This window comes from Olleya sp. Hel_I_94 (genome assembly GCF_007827365.1).
Classification (GTDB): Bacteria; Bacteroidota; Bacteroidia; order Flavobacteriales; family Flavobacteriaceae; genus Olleya.
The window spans coordinates 398,366-416,517 of the sequence record NZ_VISI01000001.1; the positions used below are offsets into that span (position 1 = coordinate 398,366).

The 18,152-nt window shown below is 37.5% G+C and carries 19 protein-coding genes; all 19 read left to right on the top strand.

The genetic code is table 11. From position 1 onward, the window contains the following. The first annotated feature begins 12 nt into the window (after positions 1–12). Genes JM82_RS01925 through JM82_RS02015 form a run of 19 tightly spaced genes read left to right on the top strand, consistent with a single transcriptional unit; the run spans position 13 to position 18,147 of the window. Positions 13–291, top strand: coding sequence for a DUF5676 family membrane protein (locus JM82_RS01925; protein ID WP_070237419.1), 279 nt, complete (start codon positions 13–15; stop codon positions 289–291). A gap of 18 nt (positions 292–309) precedes the next feature. Continuing rightward, on the top strand, positions 310–1,026 hold the full coding sequence (locus JM82_RS01930; RefSeq protein WP_145000738.1) for a lycopene cyclase domain-containing protein: 717 nt from the start codon (positions 310–312) through the stop codon (positions 1,024–1,026). A 4-nt stretch (positions 1,027–1,030) separates the two neighbouring features. Further along, positions 1,031–1,546 (top strand): hypothetical protein, encoded by a 516-nt coding sequence (locus JM82_RS01935; RefSeq protein ID WP_145000740.1) that lies wholly within the window; start codon positions 1,031–1,033, stop codon positions 1,544–1,546. A 26-nt stretch (positions 1,547–1,572) separates the two neighbouring features. Then, complete coding sequence (locus JM82_RS01940) at positions 1,573–2,037, top strand: universal stress protein (protein ID WP_261375252.1); 465 nt, start codon at positions 1,573–1,575, stop codon at positions 2,035–2,037. A gap of 34 nt (positions 2,038–2,071) precedes the next feature. After that, the gene (locus JM82_RS01945; RefSeq protein WP_145000741.1) at positions 2,072–3,424 is read left to right on the top strand and encodes an NAD(P)/FAD-dependent oxidoreductase; all 1,353 of its coding nucleotides are present in this window, start codon (positions 2,072–2,074) and stop codon (positions 3,422–3,424) included. Between the two features lie 7 nt (positions 3,425–3,431). Then, entirely contained in the window at positions 3,432–4,787 is a 1,356-nt protein-coding gene (locus JM82_RS01950) for an APC family permease (protein ID WP_145000743.1), read from the top strand. A 21-nt stretch (positions 4,788–4,808) separates the two neighbouring features. After that, a complete protein-coding gene (locus tag JM82_RS01955) occupies positions 4,809–5,822 on the top strand; it encodes a type II glyceraldehyde-3-phosphate dehydrogenase (RefSeq protein WP_145000745.1) in 1,014 nt (337 codons plus the stop codon). Positions 5,823–5,833: 11 nt separating this feature from the next. Further along, positions 5,834–6,895 (top strand): class I fructose-bisphosphate aldolase, encoded by a 1,062-nt coding sequence (locus tag JM82_RS01960; RefSeq protein WP_145000747.1) that lies wholly within the window; start codon positions 5,834–5,836, stop codon positions 6,893–6,895. Between the two features lie 12 nt (positions 6,896–6,907). Beyond that, positions 6,908–8,263: a dicarboxylate/amino acid:cation symporter gene (locus JM82_RS01965; RefSeq protein ID WP_145000749.1), complete on the top strand. Its 1,356-nt coding sequence runs from the start codon at positions 6,908–6,910 to the stop codon at positions 8,261–8,263. Beyond that, positions 8,263–9,183, top strand: coding sequence for an alpha/beta fold hydrolase (locus tag JM82_RS01970; protein WP_145000751.1), 921 nt, complete (start codon positions 8,263–8,265; stop codon positions 9,181–9,183). The genes JM82_RS01965 and JM82_RS01970 overlap by 1 nt, the downstream gene beginning before the upstream one ends. After that, positions 9,170–10,144, top strand: coding sequence for an ATP-dependent 6-phosphofructokinase (locus JM82_RS01975; protein ID WP_145000753.1), 975 nt, complete (start codon positions 9,170–9,172; stop codon positions 10,142–10,144). The genes JM82_RS01970 and JM82_RS01975 overlap by 14 nt, the downstream gene beginning before the upstream one ends. A 3-nt stretch (positions 10,145–10,147) precedes the next feature. Next, a complete protein-coding gene (locus tag JM82_RS01980; RefSeq protein ID WP_047418793.1) occupies positions 10,148–11,416 on the top strand; it encodes an MgtC/SapB family protein in 1,269 nt (422 codons plus the stop codon). A gap of 10 nt (positions 11,417–11,426) precedes the next feature. Further along, positions 11,427–12,416, top strand: a complete 990-nt coding sequence (locus tag JM82_RS01985) for a 2-hydroxyacid dehydrogenase (protein ID WP_145000754.1) — start codon at positions 11,427–11,429, stop codon at positions 12,414–12,416. Between the two features lie 42 nt (positions 12,417–12,458). After that, a complete protein-coding gene (locus JM82_RS01990; RefSeq protein WP_026813297.1) occupies positions 12,459–13,232 on the top strand; it encodes an SDR family oxidoreductase in 774 nt (257 codons plus the stop codon). Between the two features lie 24 nt (positions 13,233–13,256). After that, positions 13,257–14,093, top strand: a complete 837-nt coding sequence (locus tag JM82_RS01995; protein WP_026813296.1) for a universal stress protein — start codon at positions 13,257–13,259, stop codon at positions 14,091–14,093. Continuing rightward, positions 14,090–14,932 (top strand): ATP cone domain-containing protein, encoded by an 843-nt coding sequence (locus tag JM82_RS02000; protein WP_026813295.1) that lies wholly within the window; start codon positions 14,090–14,092, stop codon positions 14,930–14,932. The genes JM82_RS01995 and JM82_RS02000 overlap by 4 nt, the downstream gene beginning before the upstream one ends. Positions 14,933–14,970: 38 nt before the next feature. After that, entirely contained in the window at positions 14,971–15,225 is a 255-nt protein-coding gene (locus JM82_RS02005) for a hypothetical protein (RefSeq protein WP_009778882.1), read from the top strand. A 14-nt stretch (positions 15,226–15,239) separates the two neighbouring features. Next, a complete protein-coding gene (locus JM82_RS02010; RefSeq protein ID WP_145000755.1) occupies positions 15,240–16,616 on the top strand; it encodes an MBL fold metallo-hydrolase RNA specificity domain-containing protein in 1,377 nt (458 codons plus the stop codon). A gap of 28 nt (positions 16,617–16,644) precedes the next feature. After that, the gene (locus JM82_RS02015) at positions 16,645–18,147 is read left to right on the top strand and encodes a thymidine phosphorylase family protein (RefSeq protein WP_145000757.1); all 1,503 of its coding nucleotides are present in this window, start codon (positions 16,645–16,647) and stop codon (positions 18,145–18,147) included. Positions 18,148–18,152: the final 5 nt, after the last annotated feature.

The following is an 18,152-nucleotide window of genomic DNA, read 5'->3' on the forward strand; positions in this document are numbered from 1 at the left end:
AACTATAAAATTATGCATCGCTTAAACGTAAAAAAACTCGGATTTGCCTTCGGTCTTACAGGAACCATAATTTATTTGGGCTGTATGATAGTAATGGCTACAGCAGGGCGGGAAGGTTCAATCATCTTTTTCAATAGCTTATTGCACGGCTTGGATACCACCAATGTCATTAGAATGGATGTTCCCCTATTAGAAGTGTTAATGGGTATCGTACAAACTTTTATCCTTTGGTGGCTTATAGGCGCTTCTATTGGCGCTTTTTATAATGCGCAAATAAAAATAAAAAAGTAAAAAAACCTTTTAGGATTTATGCAGTATGTCTGGTTCATATGGTCGCTTATCATTCTTGCTCTTTGGGTAGTTATATATATATCCAAAAAAGGAGTTAGGAAAGAAATGCTCAAAATGAGCCTGATTACGATGCCCTTTGGTTTAACAGAACCGTTGTTTGTACCAGAATATTGGTTTCCACCTTCGCTTTTTGATTTGGCCGAAAAAACAGGCTTCGATATCGAAAGTTTGATTTTCTCTTTCGCAATAGGTGGAATTGGCACTGTACTCTACAACCTTATTTTTAAAAGAGGACTTGCCGAAATACCACATAGCGAACGAAGTCATAGTAGGCACCGATTGCATATTTATATACTTTTTATACCAGCAGCTGTATTCATCATTCTGGCGCTTTTTACGTCGCTCAATCACATTTATTGCGGCATTATAGCTTTGTTCATAGGTGGATTGGCGACTCTTTATTGTCGCCCAGATTTAAAAGGAAAGATTTGGGTTGGGGGAATTCTGTTTACGGTATTGTACTTCATTTATTTCGGAAGTATCCTTCCGTTCTATCCTCAATATGTGGAGTTGAACTGGAATCTAGACAACCTGACCCATATTCTTGTCTTGGGCATTCCTATTGAAGAATTAATGTTCGCCTTCACTTTTGGGATGTATTGGTCTGGATTGTATGAACATATCTATTGGCGAAAACTCATTCAAACTGAAATAATTATTCCACTAAAAGATTAACACTATGAAACGAATACACTCAAATCAAAAAAACAATGCTATCCAAGTTGTAGCCATTAAGAACCCAGTAAGAAAGATATACCAGGTATCCATCGCTATATTGTTCCTTCTACTGCTTTCAGCAGTAGTTCTATCCTGTTCTGGCAAGAAAAAAGATGTTGCAGAAAGCGTAACACAGCCAACTGTTGAAACATCCCAAACAGCAAATGAGGCCATTATATCAGCCCAAAATTATGAAATCGTTCCCAACGAAAAAGTCTGTATGGTCAATGACCGATTTATGGGTGTGTCACAAATACCTATTGACGTCAATGGAACTATCTACTATGGTTGTTGTGAAAATTGTGTTGAAAAGTTACAGAAAAATCTAGATGATGTTCGCTTTGGGAGTAATCCACTAAATGATACAAAAGTTGATAAAGCTTCAGCAATTATTGTTCAAGATAAAAGTAGCGGAAGTGTTTTTTATTTCGCTTCCATAGTAGATGCCCAAGATTTTATAAGTAAGAATAAAGCATAATACAGTTAATTGATAAAAACATTCAAATGATGAAAATAGTGTTAGCAATAGATGGTTCAGACTTTAGTAAAGAGGCTGTTAAGGAACTTGCAAAAATGCCACTACCAAATGATAGTGAAATTAGTATTATAAATGTTTATGAGCATCCAGCGATGTCAACACCAGAACTAATGGCGACGGGCGGAAGCTTGAACAATTACTTTGAAGAGTTCATTAACGGTGCCCAAAAAATGGGGGACAAAATTGTTTTGGAAGCTAGTAATGTTCTAAAGAGCAAAAACGAAGAATTCATCATAACTACTAGCGTAGTCAGTGGGTTGCCTAAAAGTGCTATTCTTGAAAAAGCGGAATCCTTTGATGCCGATTTAATCGTGGTAGGTTCACAAGGCCAAGGGGCATTTTCACGTTTTTTATTAGGTTCAGTATCGCAATATTTAGCAACACACGCCAAATGTTCAGTAATGATTGTAAAAGACAAGGATGCAAAGTAACCTATCGCAAATACAAATGATATAAAAATTAAATATGAATATTAACCACTCAAATAACACAAAAGAGTCTGCCTGCAAAGTAACATATGAAATCTGCCTACCAGATACTAAATTACCTCGTGTAGTTGTCATTGGTGGTGGTTTCGCTGGTTTGGCATTAGTAGAAAAATTGAAAAACAAAGAAGTTCAAGTTGTATTATTTGATAAAAATAACTTTCATCAATTTCAACCCTTATTTTATCAAGTGGCAACTAGTGCTTTGGAACCTGATAGTATTGTATTTCCTTTCAGAAAACAAATTAGTGGTTATAAAAATGTTCTGTTTCGGCTGGCTGAAGTAGAAGAAATTCAACCTTCTTCAAACACTGTTATAACCAATAAGGGAAGTGTGCATTTCGATTATCTCGTATTAGCTACAGGAACAACCACCAATTTCTTCGGAATGGATAACGTCGAGTCCCATAGTCTTGGGATGAAAGACATTCGCGATTCTCTAAATATTCGTCATATGATGCTTCAAAATTTGGAAGAAGCAGCCATTACCTGTGATGACAACGAACGTGATGCCCTGACTAATTTCGTAATCGTTGGCGGTGGACCCGCTGGTGTAGAAATGGCAGGTGCCTTGGCTGAATTCTGTAAATATATCCTTCCCAAGGATTATCCAGAATATCCAGCTTCAATAATGAAAATTTATTTAGTAGAAGCATCAAGCGAGTTATTAGGAGCAATGTCCGATAAAGCTTCGGCCAAAACACTAAAATATCTAGAAAAACTAGGAGTTGAAGTCTTGTTAAATGAGTCTGTAACTGATTATGACGGAATAGTAGTCAGAACAAAAAGTGATAAACTAATACTAGCCAGAAATCTCATCTGGACAGCTGGCGTAAAAGGGCAATTTCCTAAAGGAATTGATGAAAAGAATGTGGTACGTGGCAACCGTTTAAAAACCGATTCCTATCTAAAAGTAGAAGGATATGAAAACATTTTTGCAATAGGTGATATAGCAGCTATAATTACAGAAGAGACACCAAAAGGGCATCCGCAAGTGGCCCAAACAGCAATTCAACAAGGAAAATATTTGGGCAATTCAATACTGAATATCATAAATAGCAAACCCATAAAATATTTCAAATATAAAGACAAAGGTTCATTGGCAACTGTAGGTAAACGCAAAGCCGTAGCAGATATAGGTGCCTTCAAATTTGGAGGATACTTTGCTTGGCTATTATGGTCTATTGTGCATTTAATGTCAATAAGCGGTTTCAGAAATAGATTGATGGTTGGTTTTAATTGGGCTGTAAGCTATTTCACTTATGAAAAGAGCAACCGCCTGATTATTAGAAACTTTAAACCAACACCAACTATAAATAACACCAAAAAATAAATTGAATATGAAAGACACAACAGAAAAAAACAATAAGCTTTCCTTAATAGGTTCTATATCTCTTGGCACAGGAGTAATGATTGGTGCTGGAATATTTGTGCTTATGGGACAAATAGCAGAGTTGGTGGGAGATTTATTCCCGATTGCATTTATTGCTGGTGCTATTGTGGTAGGTTTCAGTTCATATTCTTATGTAAAGTTCTCAAATGCCTTTCCATCTTCTGGTGGTGTTGTTAAATTTTTTAATAAAGCCTACGGACCGGGAACTACAACGGGTGTCTTTTCTCTGTTAATGTATGTTTCAATGGTCGTTTCAGAAAGTTTAGTGGCGAGTACTTTTGGGGCTTACACGCTTCGGTTGTTCCCAGAAAGTTATGCTGGTTACGCATCCATTCTTGGGATTTTACTTTTGGTAACTGCTTATATATTAAATATTTTAGGCAATAAAGTTATTGGAGCAACGGCTACTTTTACAGCAATTATTAAGGTTGCAGGTATTGCATTGCTAGCCATTGCTGGTCTAATAATTTCTGGGGTTGCAGATATTACAGGGAACTATATTCCTAAAAATTCTGAAACTATGCCACAAGGTCTTGCCTTTGTAGCAGCATTGGCATTATCAATCCTTGCCTATAAAGGCTTTACAACAATTACAAATCAAGGTGGAGATATTAAAGACCCTCATAAAAACATCGGTCGATCTATTGTGTATTCAGTCCTTATCTGTACTCTAATATATGTAGCATTGGCGCTTTCTGTTGCAGGAGGTTTAAGTATTCCTGAAATAATTGAAGCAAAAGATTATGCTTTGGCAGCGGCAGCAGAACCCGTTTTTGGAGAATGGGGTTTATGGATTACCATAGCCATTGCAATTGTAGCGACCTTCTCAGGGGTTTTAGCTAGTATGTTTTCTGCATCTCGCTTATTAGGGATGTTAAGTAATATGAAACAAGTACCATCCTTAAAGAAACTAGGAAATTTTAAAAACCCTGCACTGGTTTTTACGGCTTCTCTTGCTATTTTATTGACTGTTCTGTTCGATTTAACAAGGATAGCTTCTATAGGAGCTATTTTTTACCTTATTATGGATATTGCTATACATTGGGGGCTTTTCCGTCACCTTAAAAAAGAAGTGAAATTCCTACCAATCATTCCATTAATAGCCATAGTAATGGATATTGCAGTGCTCGTTGCCTTTCTATATTTAAAATATCTGAACGATCCATTAGTACTCATCGTTGCAGCAATTGGAATTATTTTAATACTCGTTGCAGAACGTTTTTTTATGAAGTCGCACACAAATGATGACGGTAATATGGAGATGGGAATGGAAACTACAAGTAACAAAAACAATAAAAAATAATTAATTAAAAAAACAATTTATATGAAAAATATAGCAGTTATAGGATACGGAGTCATTGGCAAAAGAGTTGCTGATGCCATTAATTTACAAGATGATATGAAGCTTACGGGTGTGTGTGATATCATTAGCGATTGGCGCATTCAAAATGCCGTAAGAAAGGAATATGATATTTATGCTGCCACTTCGGAAGCTAGTAAGGAAATGAAAAATGCTGGCATTCCCGTAAAAGGAAGTATGCAAGACCTTTTGGAAAAAGTTGACTTGGTTGTGGACTGTACGCCCAAAAAGATTGCAGCACAAAACGTGACAATTTATAAGGAAAAAGGCATCAAATTTATAGTTCAGGGTGGCGAAAAACACGAAACTACAGGACATTCCTTTAGTGCAGAAAACAATTATAAATCAGCTTTAAATCTAGATGCTACAAGAGTTGTTTCTTGCAACACCACTTCTATTTTAAGGACGTTGACCGCTTTAAAAAGAGCCGATTTATTGGATTATGCCAGAGGAACACTTTTAAGAAGAGCAACAGATCCTTGGGAAAGTCATTTGGGCGGAATTATGAACACAATGCTTCCAGAAAGAGATATTCCAAGCCACCAAGGTCCTGATGCTAAAAGCGTAGATCCTGATTTGGACGTCATCACTTCCGCAGTAAAAGTTCCAGAAACTTTAAGCCATATGCACTATTGGAATGTGAAGTTAAAAAAACAAGCCTCGAAAGAAGAAGTGCTGAATGCTTTTAAGACATCTAGTCGTATCAAGCTAATTCAATATGACCAAGGCCTAGTTTCTAACAACACTATCAAGGAAATGTTTTTGGATATGGGAAGACCTTGGGGCGATATGTATGAAGTAGCCCTATGGGAAGATATGCTGAAGGTAGTGGGTGACGAACTTTTTTATGCTTACGTGGTCGATAACCAAGCCATTGTAATCCCAGAAACTATTGATGCCATTAGAGCACTTACAGGAATTGAAACAGATGGTGCCAAATCTATCGCTAAAACAAATGAAAGTTTAGGAATTCATTAATCATTAATACAATGAAAATAGACATAAATATTACACAACTGTTAGGGGAAAAAGCAGACTTCTATTTGAATCACGTTTGTGAAAAAATAACCAAGGATGAATTGCAAACCCCAAGTAGAACAAGCCTAGATAAGGTATTTACCCAAAGCAACAGAAATCCGCAGGTACTACGAAGTCTTTCACAATTGTATAACCACGGAAATCTTGGTGGTACAGGCTACTTGAGCATCCTGCCTGTAGACCAAGGTATCGAGCATAGTGCAGCTTTTTCTTTCTATAAAAATCCGGATTATTTTGACCCAGAGAATATTATAAAATTAGCGATGGAAGCAGGTTGTAATGGCGTGGCTTCCACCTTTGGTGTATTGGGATTGAACGCTAGAAAATATGCCCATAAAATTCCCTTTATCGTAAAGATTAACCACAACGAACTACTTACCTATCCCAATAAATATGACCAAACCTTATTTGGCAAAGTAAAAGCTGCGTGGGATATGGGAGCAGTTGCTGTCGGTGCTACTATATATTTTGGTTCCGAAGAAAGCAATAGACAGCTTAAAGAAATAGCTGAAGCTTTTGAAGAAGCCCACAATTTAGGTATGGCTACCATTTTATGGTGCTATACCCGAAATGAAGCTTTCAAAACTGGAAAAAAAGATTATCACGCTGCTGCCGATGTAACAGGGCAAGCAAATCATATTGGGGTAACCATTCAGGCAGATATCATTAAGCAAAAATTACCTACAAATAACTTTGGTTTCAAAGAAATCGGTTTTGGAAAATATGATGATGAAATGTATGAGACGCTGACAACAGAACATCCCATCGACCTATGCAGGTTGCAGGTGGCTAATTGCTTTATGGGAAAAATCGGATTGATTAATTCCGGTGGTGGCTCTAAAGGTAAGTCTGATTTGGTGGAGGCAATAACAACTGCCGTTATCAATAAAAGAGCTGGTGGCTCTGGATTGATAATGGGAAGAAAAGCGTTTCAAAAGCCCTTCGGCGAAGGCGTGGAAGTATTACAATCCGTTCAGAAAGTTTATTTGGATACTAAAATTAGCATTGCATAACAATAAAAAAGAATGTTCGACACAGAAGTAAAATCACTTAAATCATTCAATCACTACCTCTCAAAATTGGTAGAAAGTCGTCTATGGCTAAAGGTTATCATTGCCTTATTTTTGGGTGTTGGTTTTGGATTGCTGTTAAGTCCTCAAAACGGGTGGATTACTAAAGAAACAGCAGACATCGCAGGGAATTGGCTGGCGCTACCTGGCGTACTCTTTCTAAAATTGGTCCAAATGATTATGATTCCTTTGATTGTGGCTTCTATCATCACAGGAATCGCAAGTAATGAAAAGGACAGTCTAAAAAAATTAGGTGGTGGCGTTTTATTATATTTTCTAGGCACTACCATAGTTTCGGTAAGTTTGGGTGTAATACTATCTCAAATTTTTAGACCTGGTCGCTTTTTACATCAACAAGCTCTAGCTGAACATAATGAAATTACTGCTGTTCCAACGGAAAATCCCGAGCTTTCCTTTGGCCTTGAAACTATTCCAGATGCCATATCAAACTTACTTCCAGAGAACCCTTTAGCATCTATGGTTAGTGGTGAAATGTTAAGTATTGTGATTTTCACAATCATTATTGGTGTAGCTGTGCTATCACTTGAAAATGCCTTACTGCGCCCAGTAAAGCTTCTTTTAAGTGCCATTCAGGAAGTCTGTATGACAGTAGTAAAATGGTCAATGCTTCTAGTACCTATTGCTGTTTTCGGACTAATGGCGCAGCTTACCTCTAGTGTTGGTTTAAGTTCTTTATCAGGTTTAACGTACTATGTTGGGGTAGTACTTCTCGGTCTTCTTTTATTGGTAATTTTCTATTTGGGACTCATCGTACTTCTCGGAAAGAAAAACCCATTGCAATTCCTAAAAAAAATAAGGGATGTTCAATTATTGGCTTTTTCAACCACAAGTTCTGCCGCTGTGATGCCCTTATCTCTAAAAACCGCCGAAGAAGAACTAAAAGTGGACAAGACTATTAGCAATTTTATCATACCTATAGGGGCGACCGTCAATATGGATGGTACTGCACTATATCAAACTATTACAACTCTTTTTATTGCCCAAGCTTACGGACTGGAAATGAGTTTACTCAATATTATAGTGGTCATTGTAACTATTGTCGCTGCATCCATTGGTACACCTGCCATTCCAGGAGGTGGTGTGGTTATACTCGCTTCTGTTTTGGGAAGTGTCGGCATACCCGCTGAAGGCATCATCATTATCATTGGTGTAGAAAGACTCTTGGGAATGTTTAGGACTGCTGTAAATGTAACTGGTGATTTAACTGCCTGTATGGTCTTCAATAGATTCTATGGTAAAACCCCAATCTTGGTTAGTGAGAAAACGAATAATAAATCAATTTCAAAATAATGACATTACTACTCATATCCATAGTGTTCATTCTTCCTGTTGTGGCTATTGCCAGCTATCAGCATTATAAGATTGGTAAGCAACCAGCTTATGATGCCAAAGAAACACTGTTGAATTATGAAATAATAGGCTCTGGAGAAAACAAACTTGTTTTGTTACACGGTTTAACAGGCTCATTGCATTATTGGAAACGCAATTTAGAAAGTATTACAACTACGCATAAGCTACTTTTAGTCGACCTGCTAGGTTTTGGTGATTCGCCAAAACCACAAAGTGATTATTCCCTTTCAATACAATTGCAGGCCCTTGAATTGATTCTTAACAAAGAAGGATTCAATGATGGAAATATCATTATTGCAGGACATTCTATGGGAGCTATGATTTCATTAGCAATATTGGAAAAGCAACCAACTTGGTTCAAGGCAGGAATTTTTATAAGCATACCTGTCTACAAGAACGCTGATAAGTTTAAAGAAATTATGTCGTCCCATTCCTTTGTAGATAGGATTTCAACAAGCAAATTTTCGAAATACATATGTATGATTCATCCCATTTTTATGTCAAGCGCATTCAAACCCCATAACCTAACGGATGAAGTTTATGAAGATGTAAAAAAGCATCATTGGATGAGCTATTATTATTCGCTCACAAAAGTCATCTTGAAAACAGATTTATATGAAATGGCAAAGAAAATTAAAGATAAAGACGTGCTTTTTATTCACGGAGAAAAAGACACCACTGCACCTTTAGAAAATGCCTTGAAATTATCAAAGGAATTTAAAAACACACAAATAATTACTTCACCTGAAGGAGATCACCAGTTTTTTCTGAAAGAAACAGAATTTGTTTGGAGCACAATTCAAGATTTTACTAATTCGGAAAAAAAGTTACAAAAAACAATATCTAATGAGCACGAATAAAATTAAACATATAGGCGTATTCACATCTGGAGGCGATAGCCCTGGGATGAACGCTGCACTCTTCGCCATTGCCAAATCTACTGAAGCAAAGGGAATTAAAGTAAGTGGTTTTCGAAAAGGATATGAAGGATTGATAGATGGCGATTTGACACCCTTAAAATCCCACGAACTAAAGAAAATAACTCAAAAAGGCGGTACTATTCTAAAAACAGCACGGAGCAAACGATTTCTGGAATTGGAAGGTCGTAAAAAAGCATTCCAAACTCTAAAAGTAAATAATATAGATGCATTAATTGCTATTGGTGGCGATGGTACATTCAAAGGACTACTAGCTTTTTCAGAAATATGCGACATCCCATTTATAGGTATTCCTGGGACTATTGACAACGATATTTCAGGAACGGATTATACCCTTGGTTTTGATTCCGCAGTAAACACAGCCATTGAAAATATTGACAAAATAAAGGACACCGCCGAATCCCACAACCGCGTATTTATTGTAGAAGTAATGGGAAGAGATTCAGGTTACATAGCTATTCATTCGGGTTTAATGTCGGGTGCAGATGCCATACTAATTCCAGAAAGCGGGAAAGACTTTATTTATCTATTGGATAAGGTTAAAAATTACAATAGCGAAGATGCTTTCCTTGTCGTGGTCTCTGAAGGTGATGAAATAGGCGCTGAACTGGTTTCCTCAAAAATAAAGGAAGTTAATCCAAATGTCGATTTACGAATTACGAAGCTTGGGCACGTGCAGCGAGGTGGAAATCCGTCAGCTTTAGATAGAATGTTAGGCATTAGACTTGGAGTGGCGGCTGTGAAAACACTTTTACAAGGTAAAAAAAAAGTAATGGTAGGAATCTTAAATAATCAATTGCATCTAACCCCTTTTGAAGAGGTGGTCAAGCAACATCAAGTAGATAATGAATTGTATGAACTTTTAGAATTATTTGGAAAGTAAGAAATGATAGAAGCCTTTAAAAATATCAACCCTTTCATCCTTGGACTGCTCATCAGTCTGGGCATTGGCCTTATTCTTGGGCTGGAACGTGAATACGATAAATTGAAGGAAGAACAAGGCTTTGCAGGTATAAGAACCTTCCCAATTGTTGCCATTATTGGTTTTATATTGGGAAATCTTTCCACAACCTATACACCTTGGTTGGTCATTATAATTGCAGCAGCATTTCTTTTGTTTCTGTCTTTGAGTCATCTTTCCATAGTACAAAAGCATATTATGACTGGTATTACCACCAATATGGCATTATTCGCTACTTTGATTTTGGGTGTTATGGTTGCTAATCATTTGCATAAGGAAGCAGTTGCTACTGCGGTTATCATAGTTACTCTGTTATCATTGAAAACGACATTTAATACCTTCATTAAAAATATTACTTCCGAAGAGCTTTTCGCCTTTATTAAGTTTTCAATTATTGCGCTTCTTATTTTGCCTTTCTTACCAAATCAAGATTATGGTCCAGAGGGATTGCTTAACCCTTTTGAGATTGGAGCGATAATAGTGATAGTGTCATTTCTGAATTTCATTGGTTACTTTCTTGTAAAATATGTAGGTTCTAAACGTGGTATTCTGCTCACTGCTATTTTAGGCGGATTGATTTCAAGTACCGCAGTAGCTTGGATATATGCTTCGCGAAGTAAGGAATCGCCAGAACTTTCAAAAGAATATGCTGCGGGTATCATTATAGCTTCCGCAATTATGTTTCCCAGACTTGCGATTCTGGCCTATATTTTCAATAGTGCCATACTTTTAAATTTAGTCATTCCATTTACTATTCTTACCCTTATCTGCTTGATAAGCGCACTCTTATTCATCAAAAAGAATACAGATGTCACAAAAACAGCTATCAATCTGGGTAATCCGCTCAATATTTGGAACGCCCTTGGGTTTGGTGGTATTTATGTGGTCATCCTGTTTGCAGTTTTTTATGGAAATCAATTTTTTGGCGAAAGCGGTTTATACTATTCAGCCCTAATTGCAGGATTGGCAGATACGGATGCGATAACTATTAGTATGGCAAAATTTGGGTCATTGGAAGAAAAACTCACGCTGGCCACCAATGTCATTATAACAGCAACCATAAGCAATATGATTGTAAAACTTGGTATTACCTATTTCAAAGGTTCTAAAAAGACCGGGAAACTCGTGATGCTAATTTTTGGAACTGTTGTCATCGTAGGGTTAGTATATATTTTAATACAGTTAGGAAATTAAAAAAAGTGAAATGAAAACAACAGTATTCAGCACGCATAAGTTTGAAGAGCCGTATCTCGTAAAAGCGAATGATGGCAAGCATCAATTAAAGCTGCTTGAGAGTCGTTTAACTCAAGAAACTGCTATTCTCGCAACGGGTTCTAAAGCAGTAAGTCTATTTACGGGCGATGATGCCTCGGCACACATTCTTGAAAAATTCAATGCTTTTGGCATAAAATATATTGCTCTGCGTTCAGCAGGATTCAATCACGTGGATTTAGCAAAAGCAGCTGAACTGGATATGAAGGTGGCACGTGTTCCAGCCTATTCCCCTTATGCCATTGCAGAGCATACAATGGCGCTCATACTTGCATTAAACCGAAAATTGATTAAAGCACACAACAGGGTTCGTGACCAGAATTTCTCATTGAACGGTCTTACCGGTTTCGACCTCAATGGAAAAACCGTCGGCGTTATCGGGACTGGAAAAATTGGGTCTGTATTGGTAAAAATACTACACGGTTTTGGTTGTAAAATACTTGTTCAGGATGTCATTGAGGATGAAAATTTAATCAAGTTCTACAATGTAATCTATACCAATTGTGAAACTATTTGTAAGCAGTCCGATATCATAAGCTTACACGTACCACTAACGTCTTCAACGAAACACTTGATTGATGCAAAACATATTTCATTAATGAAGCAAGGCGTAATGCTTATCAATACAAGTCGTGGTGGATTGGTCGATACCAAAGCTGTTATCGAAGGATTGAAAACTAAAAAAATTGGGTATTTCGGAATAGATGTGTATGAGGAAGAAGAAGGATTGTTCTTTGAAGACCATTCCGATGACATTTTGCAAGACGATGTCATTGCACGCTTAATGACTTTTAATAATGTTTTAATTACCAGTCATCAGGCCTTTTTAACCGAAACTGCATTGACAAATATTGCTGAAACCACAATATATAATCTGGATTGTTTTGAAAAAGACAAAGTTTCAGGAAACGAAGTTTCTTGATTAAGAAGCAAAAAATAGTAGTAACACTTAAATCTTAAAATTATGAATCGAGTAAAAAATAAAGTAGCCATTGTCACAGGAGGTGCCTCTGGTCTAGGGAAATCAAGTGCTATTTTATTAGCACGTGAAGGAGCAAAAATCGTTGTTACAGATATAGATGAAGAAGATGGAAAAAAGGTAGTCCAACAAATCAAAGCTAACGGTGGGGAGGCTATATTCATTAAACAAGATGTATCCAAAGAAGATGAATGGAAAAATGTCATTGAGACCACGCTCAAAACTTTCGGAAAATTACACATATTAGCTAATTCTGCCGGAATAGGATTAGGTGGAACTGTAGAAGAAGTTACCCTTGAAGATTGGAAAAACCTCATAGATGTAAACCTAAATGGCACTTTTTTAGGTACTCAATATGGTATAAAGGGTATGAAGGAAACTGGAGAAGGTGGTTCCATCATCAACTTCTCTTCCATTGAAGGACTTATCGGTGACCCTAACCTACCTGCTTATAACGCAAGCAAAGGCGGTGTTACCATATTCACGAAATCTGCTGCCCTGCATTGTGCAAGACAAGGCTACGGAATCCGTATCAATTCTATACATCCTGCTTATATCTGGACACCAATGGTAGAAAATTTTCTGAAAGCTCAAGGTAATGTAGAAGAAGGCAAAAAGCAATTAGAAAGTTTGCATCCTGTTGGTCATTTGGGAGAGCCTGATGATATAGGCTATGGAGTCGTCTATCTAGCTTCGGATGAGTCCAAATTTATGACTGGTTCTGAATTGGTAATAGATGGTGGTTATACCGCACAATAACAAACTACCCTAAAACAAAAAATTATGAAAAACATACTTGTACCTACCGATTTCTCTGAAAACTGTACTAAAGCTGCACATCTCGGGATTAAAATGGCAAAAACATACAATGCAGAAATACACTTTCTACATCAAATGACAACACCTGTGGATTGGGTAAAATTAGACAAACTTAAAGAAAAGCGTTATCCAGAAACCTTAAAGCAGATAGGTGCTGCAAAGGCTAATTTACGTGAACTCGAAAAAATAGCGGAACACGAAGGTCTTAAATGCCGAACCTTTCTTCAGTTCGATTCAGGACAAAAAGATATTCTGGAACATTCTGGCCATTTTCATCACGATTTTATTATAACTGGCAGTAGTGGAACAAAGGGTCGAGTGAGGGAAATAACTGGCAGCAATGTTGAGAAAATTGTCCGAAAGGCCAATGCCCCGATTATTGTGGTCAAAGAAGAGGAAGTAACATTTCCCTTTAAGGACATTCTATTCGTATCAGATTTTGAAGAAGATGTGAGTCATCCGTTTCAAGAAGTACTTTCGATAGCTGAAAAATGTGATGCAAAAATTCATTTGTTACGCATAAATACAGAAACAGACTTTAACAGTATAGAAGTTGGATTAAACCCTGTTAAGGAATTCCTTGAAAAATTTCCCGACCTAAAAAAATTTTCTATGAGTGTTCATAACGAATCTTCAGTAGAGGCAGGTATTAATACATTTTTAAAACATCAGCCATCAGATTTAATTGCGATGAGTACCCACGGAAAGACAGGATTTTTGAGCTTATTTTCAAAAAGTATTGCCGAAGGTGTAACCAATCATTCAGAACTTCCTGTAATGACCATACATATTAAAAAATGAAACATCCAATAAACATAGTAAAATATTCGGGCGACGTGGTAGCCTTTGATGTGGATAAACTTATCAATTCATTAAGACGTTCGCAAGCAAGTGAAGAATTGATTCAGCAAATAGTAGGGCAAGTTGAAGACCAATTATATGAAGGCATTACCACCAAAAAAATCTATCAAATGGCATTTAAAATGCTAAAAGGTAAGTCGAGAGTAAGTGCTTCAAAATACAAACTCAAAAAAGCCCTGATGGAATTAGGTCCTTCTGGCTTCCCATTTGAGAAGTTAGTAGGCAAACTACTAGCACACGAAGGATTTTCAACACAGGTTGGTGTAATAGTTCAAGGCAATTGCGTTCAGCACGAAGTGGATGTAATAGCCCAAAAAGACAATACCCATTATATGATTGAATGTAAATACCACAGTGACCAAGGTCGCTTTTGCAACATTAAAATTCCCTTATATATCCACTCAAGATTTTTAGATGTTGAAAAACAATGGGAACGTCAAAAAGGTCACGAAGCCAAGCTTCATAAAGGAGGCGTTTACACCAATACACGATTTACAAGTGATGCGGTGAAATATGGTAAATGCGTGGGGCTACTATTGACAAGTTGGGATTATCCAATTGGTGACGGTTTAAAAGACAGAATAGATAAATCGGGGCTGCATCCATTAACAGCATTAACAACACTTACCAAAGCTGAAAAAACAAAACTATTGGATGAAGGTATCGTACTCTGTAAAGAGCTTCACGAAACCCCAAAAATTTTAGAACAAGTAGGAGTGCCAAAATCAAGACACAAAAAGGTTCTCGAAGATTCAAGAGAATTATGTGGAATTCATTAGAGCACTACTTAAATTTTTAATCTAAATAAATAGGACAAATGAAAACAGAAGAACTGAAAGAACAGAACCGTATAGATTTAGAGCCATTTTACCAAGCATTGGAAGATGATTCTAAACTACTTGAAGAAGCCCTCGAAATATTATTGGGTATGGTACACTTCGAGCCTAAATCCGTAAAGAAGTTGGCACTCGTAATAAAAGAGGATTCCCGCAATCTATATAACGAAATAGCGGAATTGAGCAAATCGAACCAAGACAAAGGAAATACGCCTTCCTGTTGTGGTGGACATTAATATATACTATAACGATGAAAAACAAAAAAATAAACATCCACTTTTTGGGAGCGGCAGGCACCGTGACTGGCTCAAAATATTTGGTGGATACAGGAGATAGAAAGATACTTATAGACTGTGGCCTCTTCCAAGGGTTAAAGGAATTACGCCTTAAAAACTGGGAGTACCCACCTGTTAATGTAGGTGATATTGATGCTGTTTTGCTTACCCACGGTCATATGGACCATACAGGCTATTTACCCAGATTGGTAAAACAAGGCTTCAATGGTCCCATTTATGGTACGAATCCTACTTTGGACATTGCAAAAATCATTTTGAATGATAGTGCAAAAATACAGGAGCAAGAAGCCGAACGTGCCAATAAGGAAGGCTATTCCAAACATAGTCCCGCAGAACCATTATACGATTTAAAGGATGTAGAAAAAACTATCCCACACTTTAAAGGAATTCCACAATCACAATGGATTCCGTTATTTGATGGTATTAGGGCTCGCTTCCAATACAACGGACATATTCTGGGTGCAACCTATATTGAGTTGGATGTGCACGGAAAACGTTTTGTCTTTTCAGGAGACATTGGTAGAACCAATGATTTATTGCTCTATCCACCCCTTAAACCAAAAAAAGCGGATGTGCTTTTCATTGAATCCACTTATGGTGGAAGGTTTCATCCCGATGAAGTAGAAGCACTTCCACATATTGAAAAATTAGTAAATGATACCATCAACAGAGGTGGTAGCTTATTTGTCCCAAGCTTTTCGGTAGAACGTGCCCAGCTAATGATGCTCATCTTTTGGAAATTATTGAAAGAAAAGAAAATCCCCAGAGTACAAATGATTATGGACAGCCCGATGGGTGCCAATGTATTGGAACTGTTTCATAGAACTCGCGATTGGCACAGATTGGAGGACAACGAATGTGACGAAATGTGTTCTCACTTTACGGTCGTAAGCAGTTATCGGGAAACAATGGAATTAAGAACAGACAACAAGCCAAAAATCGTGATTGCAGGAAGCGGAATGCTCACAGGCGGAAGAATGCTCAACTATCTCGAAACCCAAGCGCAAAATCCAAATAACACCTTACTTTTTGTAGGCTATCAAGCCGAAGGTACACGTGGTAGAAAATTATTGGAGGGTGAGAAAGAACTAACAGTCTATGGAAAATGGGTGCCGTTTCATATGGAAGTTGCTGAAATCGAAGGGCTTTCGGCACACGCAGACCACGCTGAACTTATGGATTGGATGCGCAAAATAAAAAATAAGCCAGAGCGGGTTTTCATTGTACACGGTGAAAAAGAAAGTGCAGAAGCATTACAAAAGGGCATCAAGGAAACCTATGGGTGGGATGCAGAAATTCCGCAATTATACACCATCGAAGAAATAGAATAAATCGAAAAATCACAACAATCAATAAAATATGGACACACACTCAAACATATTAAAATATAAACATCTCGGAATCTATACCCAAAACGAAAATGTAGTGTATATGCGCGAAGATTGCCACGTCTGTATTTCAGAAGGGTTTGAGGCACTTACCCGAATAAGAATATCCAATGCAAATAAATCAATCGTAGCAAGTCTTAATGTCCTGAATTCTGATATTCTGTTGCCCAATGAAATCGGGCTATCAGATGCTGCTGCGAAAAAACTGAATGTTTCCCCAAATGATACATTATATGTTTCCCATTTAGAACCAATTGAATCTTTAAGCCACGTCAGGGCGAAAATTTATAATCAAAAACTGGATTATTCAGCATTTAATGAAATCATAACCGATATAGTTGAAGGCGATTATTCCAACATCCACCTTTCGGCATTTATTACGGCCTGTGCAGGTGACCGACTGGATATTGACGAAATATCTGACCTTACCAAAGCAATGATTGCTTCTGGTAAGCAAATGAATTGGGACAAAGAAATTGTGGTCGATAAACATTGCATTGGCGGATTGCCTGGAAATAGAACCACCCCATTAGTGGTTGCTATTGTCGCTGCGTATGGACTTACAATGCCTAAAACATCCTCACGCGCCATCACTTCGCCAGCAGGCACAGCGGATACTATGGAAGTACTGACTAATGTGACGCTTTCTTTAGAAGAAATAAAGACCGTGGTAGAAAAAGAAGGCGGTTGTTTTGTTTGGGGCGGAACAGCCCATTTAAGTCCTGCGGATAATGTGCTCATCAAAATTGAAAAAGCCTTGGATATTGATAGTGAAGGGCAGCTCATTGCTTCGGTACTCTCTAAAAAAGCAGCAGCTGGTTCCACTCACGTGGTCATTGATATTCCCGTGGGTGAAACCGCCAAGGTTCGCAGTACCGAAATGGCTCAAAAACTAAAAAATCATATGGAAACCGTTGGGACATCTGTTGGCTTGAATGTAAAAGTTGTCATCACAGATGGCTCACAACCTGTCGGAAGGGGTATCGGCCCCACTTTAGAAGCCATTGATATTTTAAAAGTTTTGAAAAATGAAGCAGATGCACCAAAAGACCTAACAGAAAGAGCATTGCTTTTAGCCGCTGAACTAATAGAGCTTTCTGGCAAAGTAGAAAAAGGGAAAGGGTTAGAAACCGCACATCAAATTCTCACATCTGGTCAGGCTTATAAAAAATTCCTTGCTATTTGTAATGCGCAAGGTCGCTTTTCAAAACCTGTTTTAGCACCCTATAAAACCGAAATTAGAGCAGAAAACTCTGGGGTTTTAAAGCGCATAGATAATAGAAAGATAGCAAAACTCGCCAAGCTTTCCGGCGCACCGCAGTCTAAATCGGCTGGGATTCTTTTGAATGTCCATTTAAATGAAAAAATTGAAATAGACCAATTATTATATACCATATATGCTGAATCCAAAGGCGAACTCAACTATGCTCTGGAATATAAAAACAACCATAATGACATCATAACTATAATTTAAAAAAC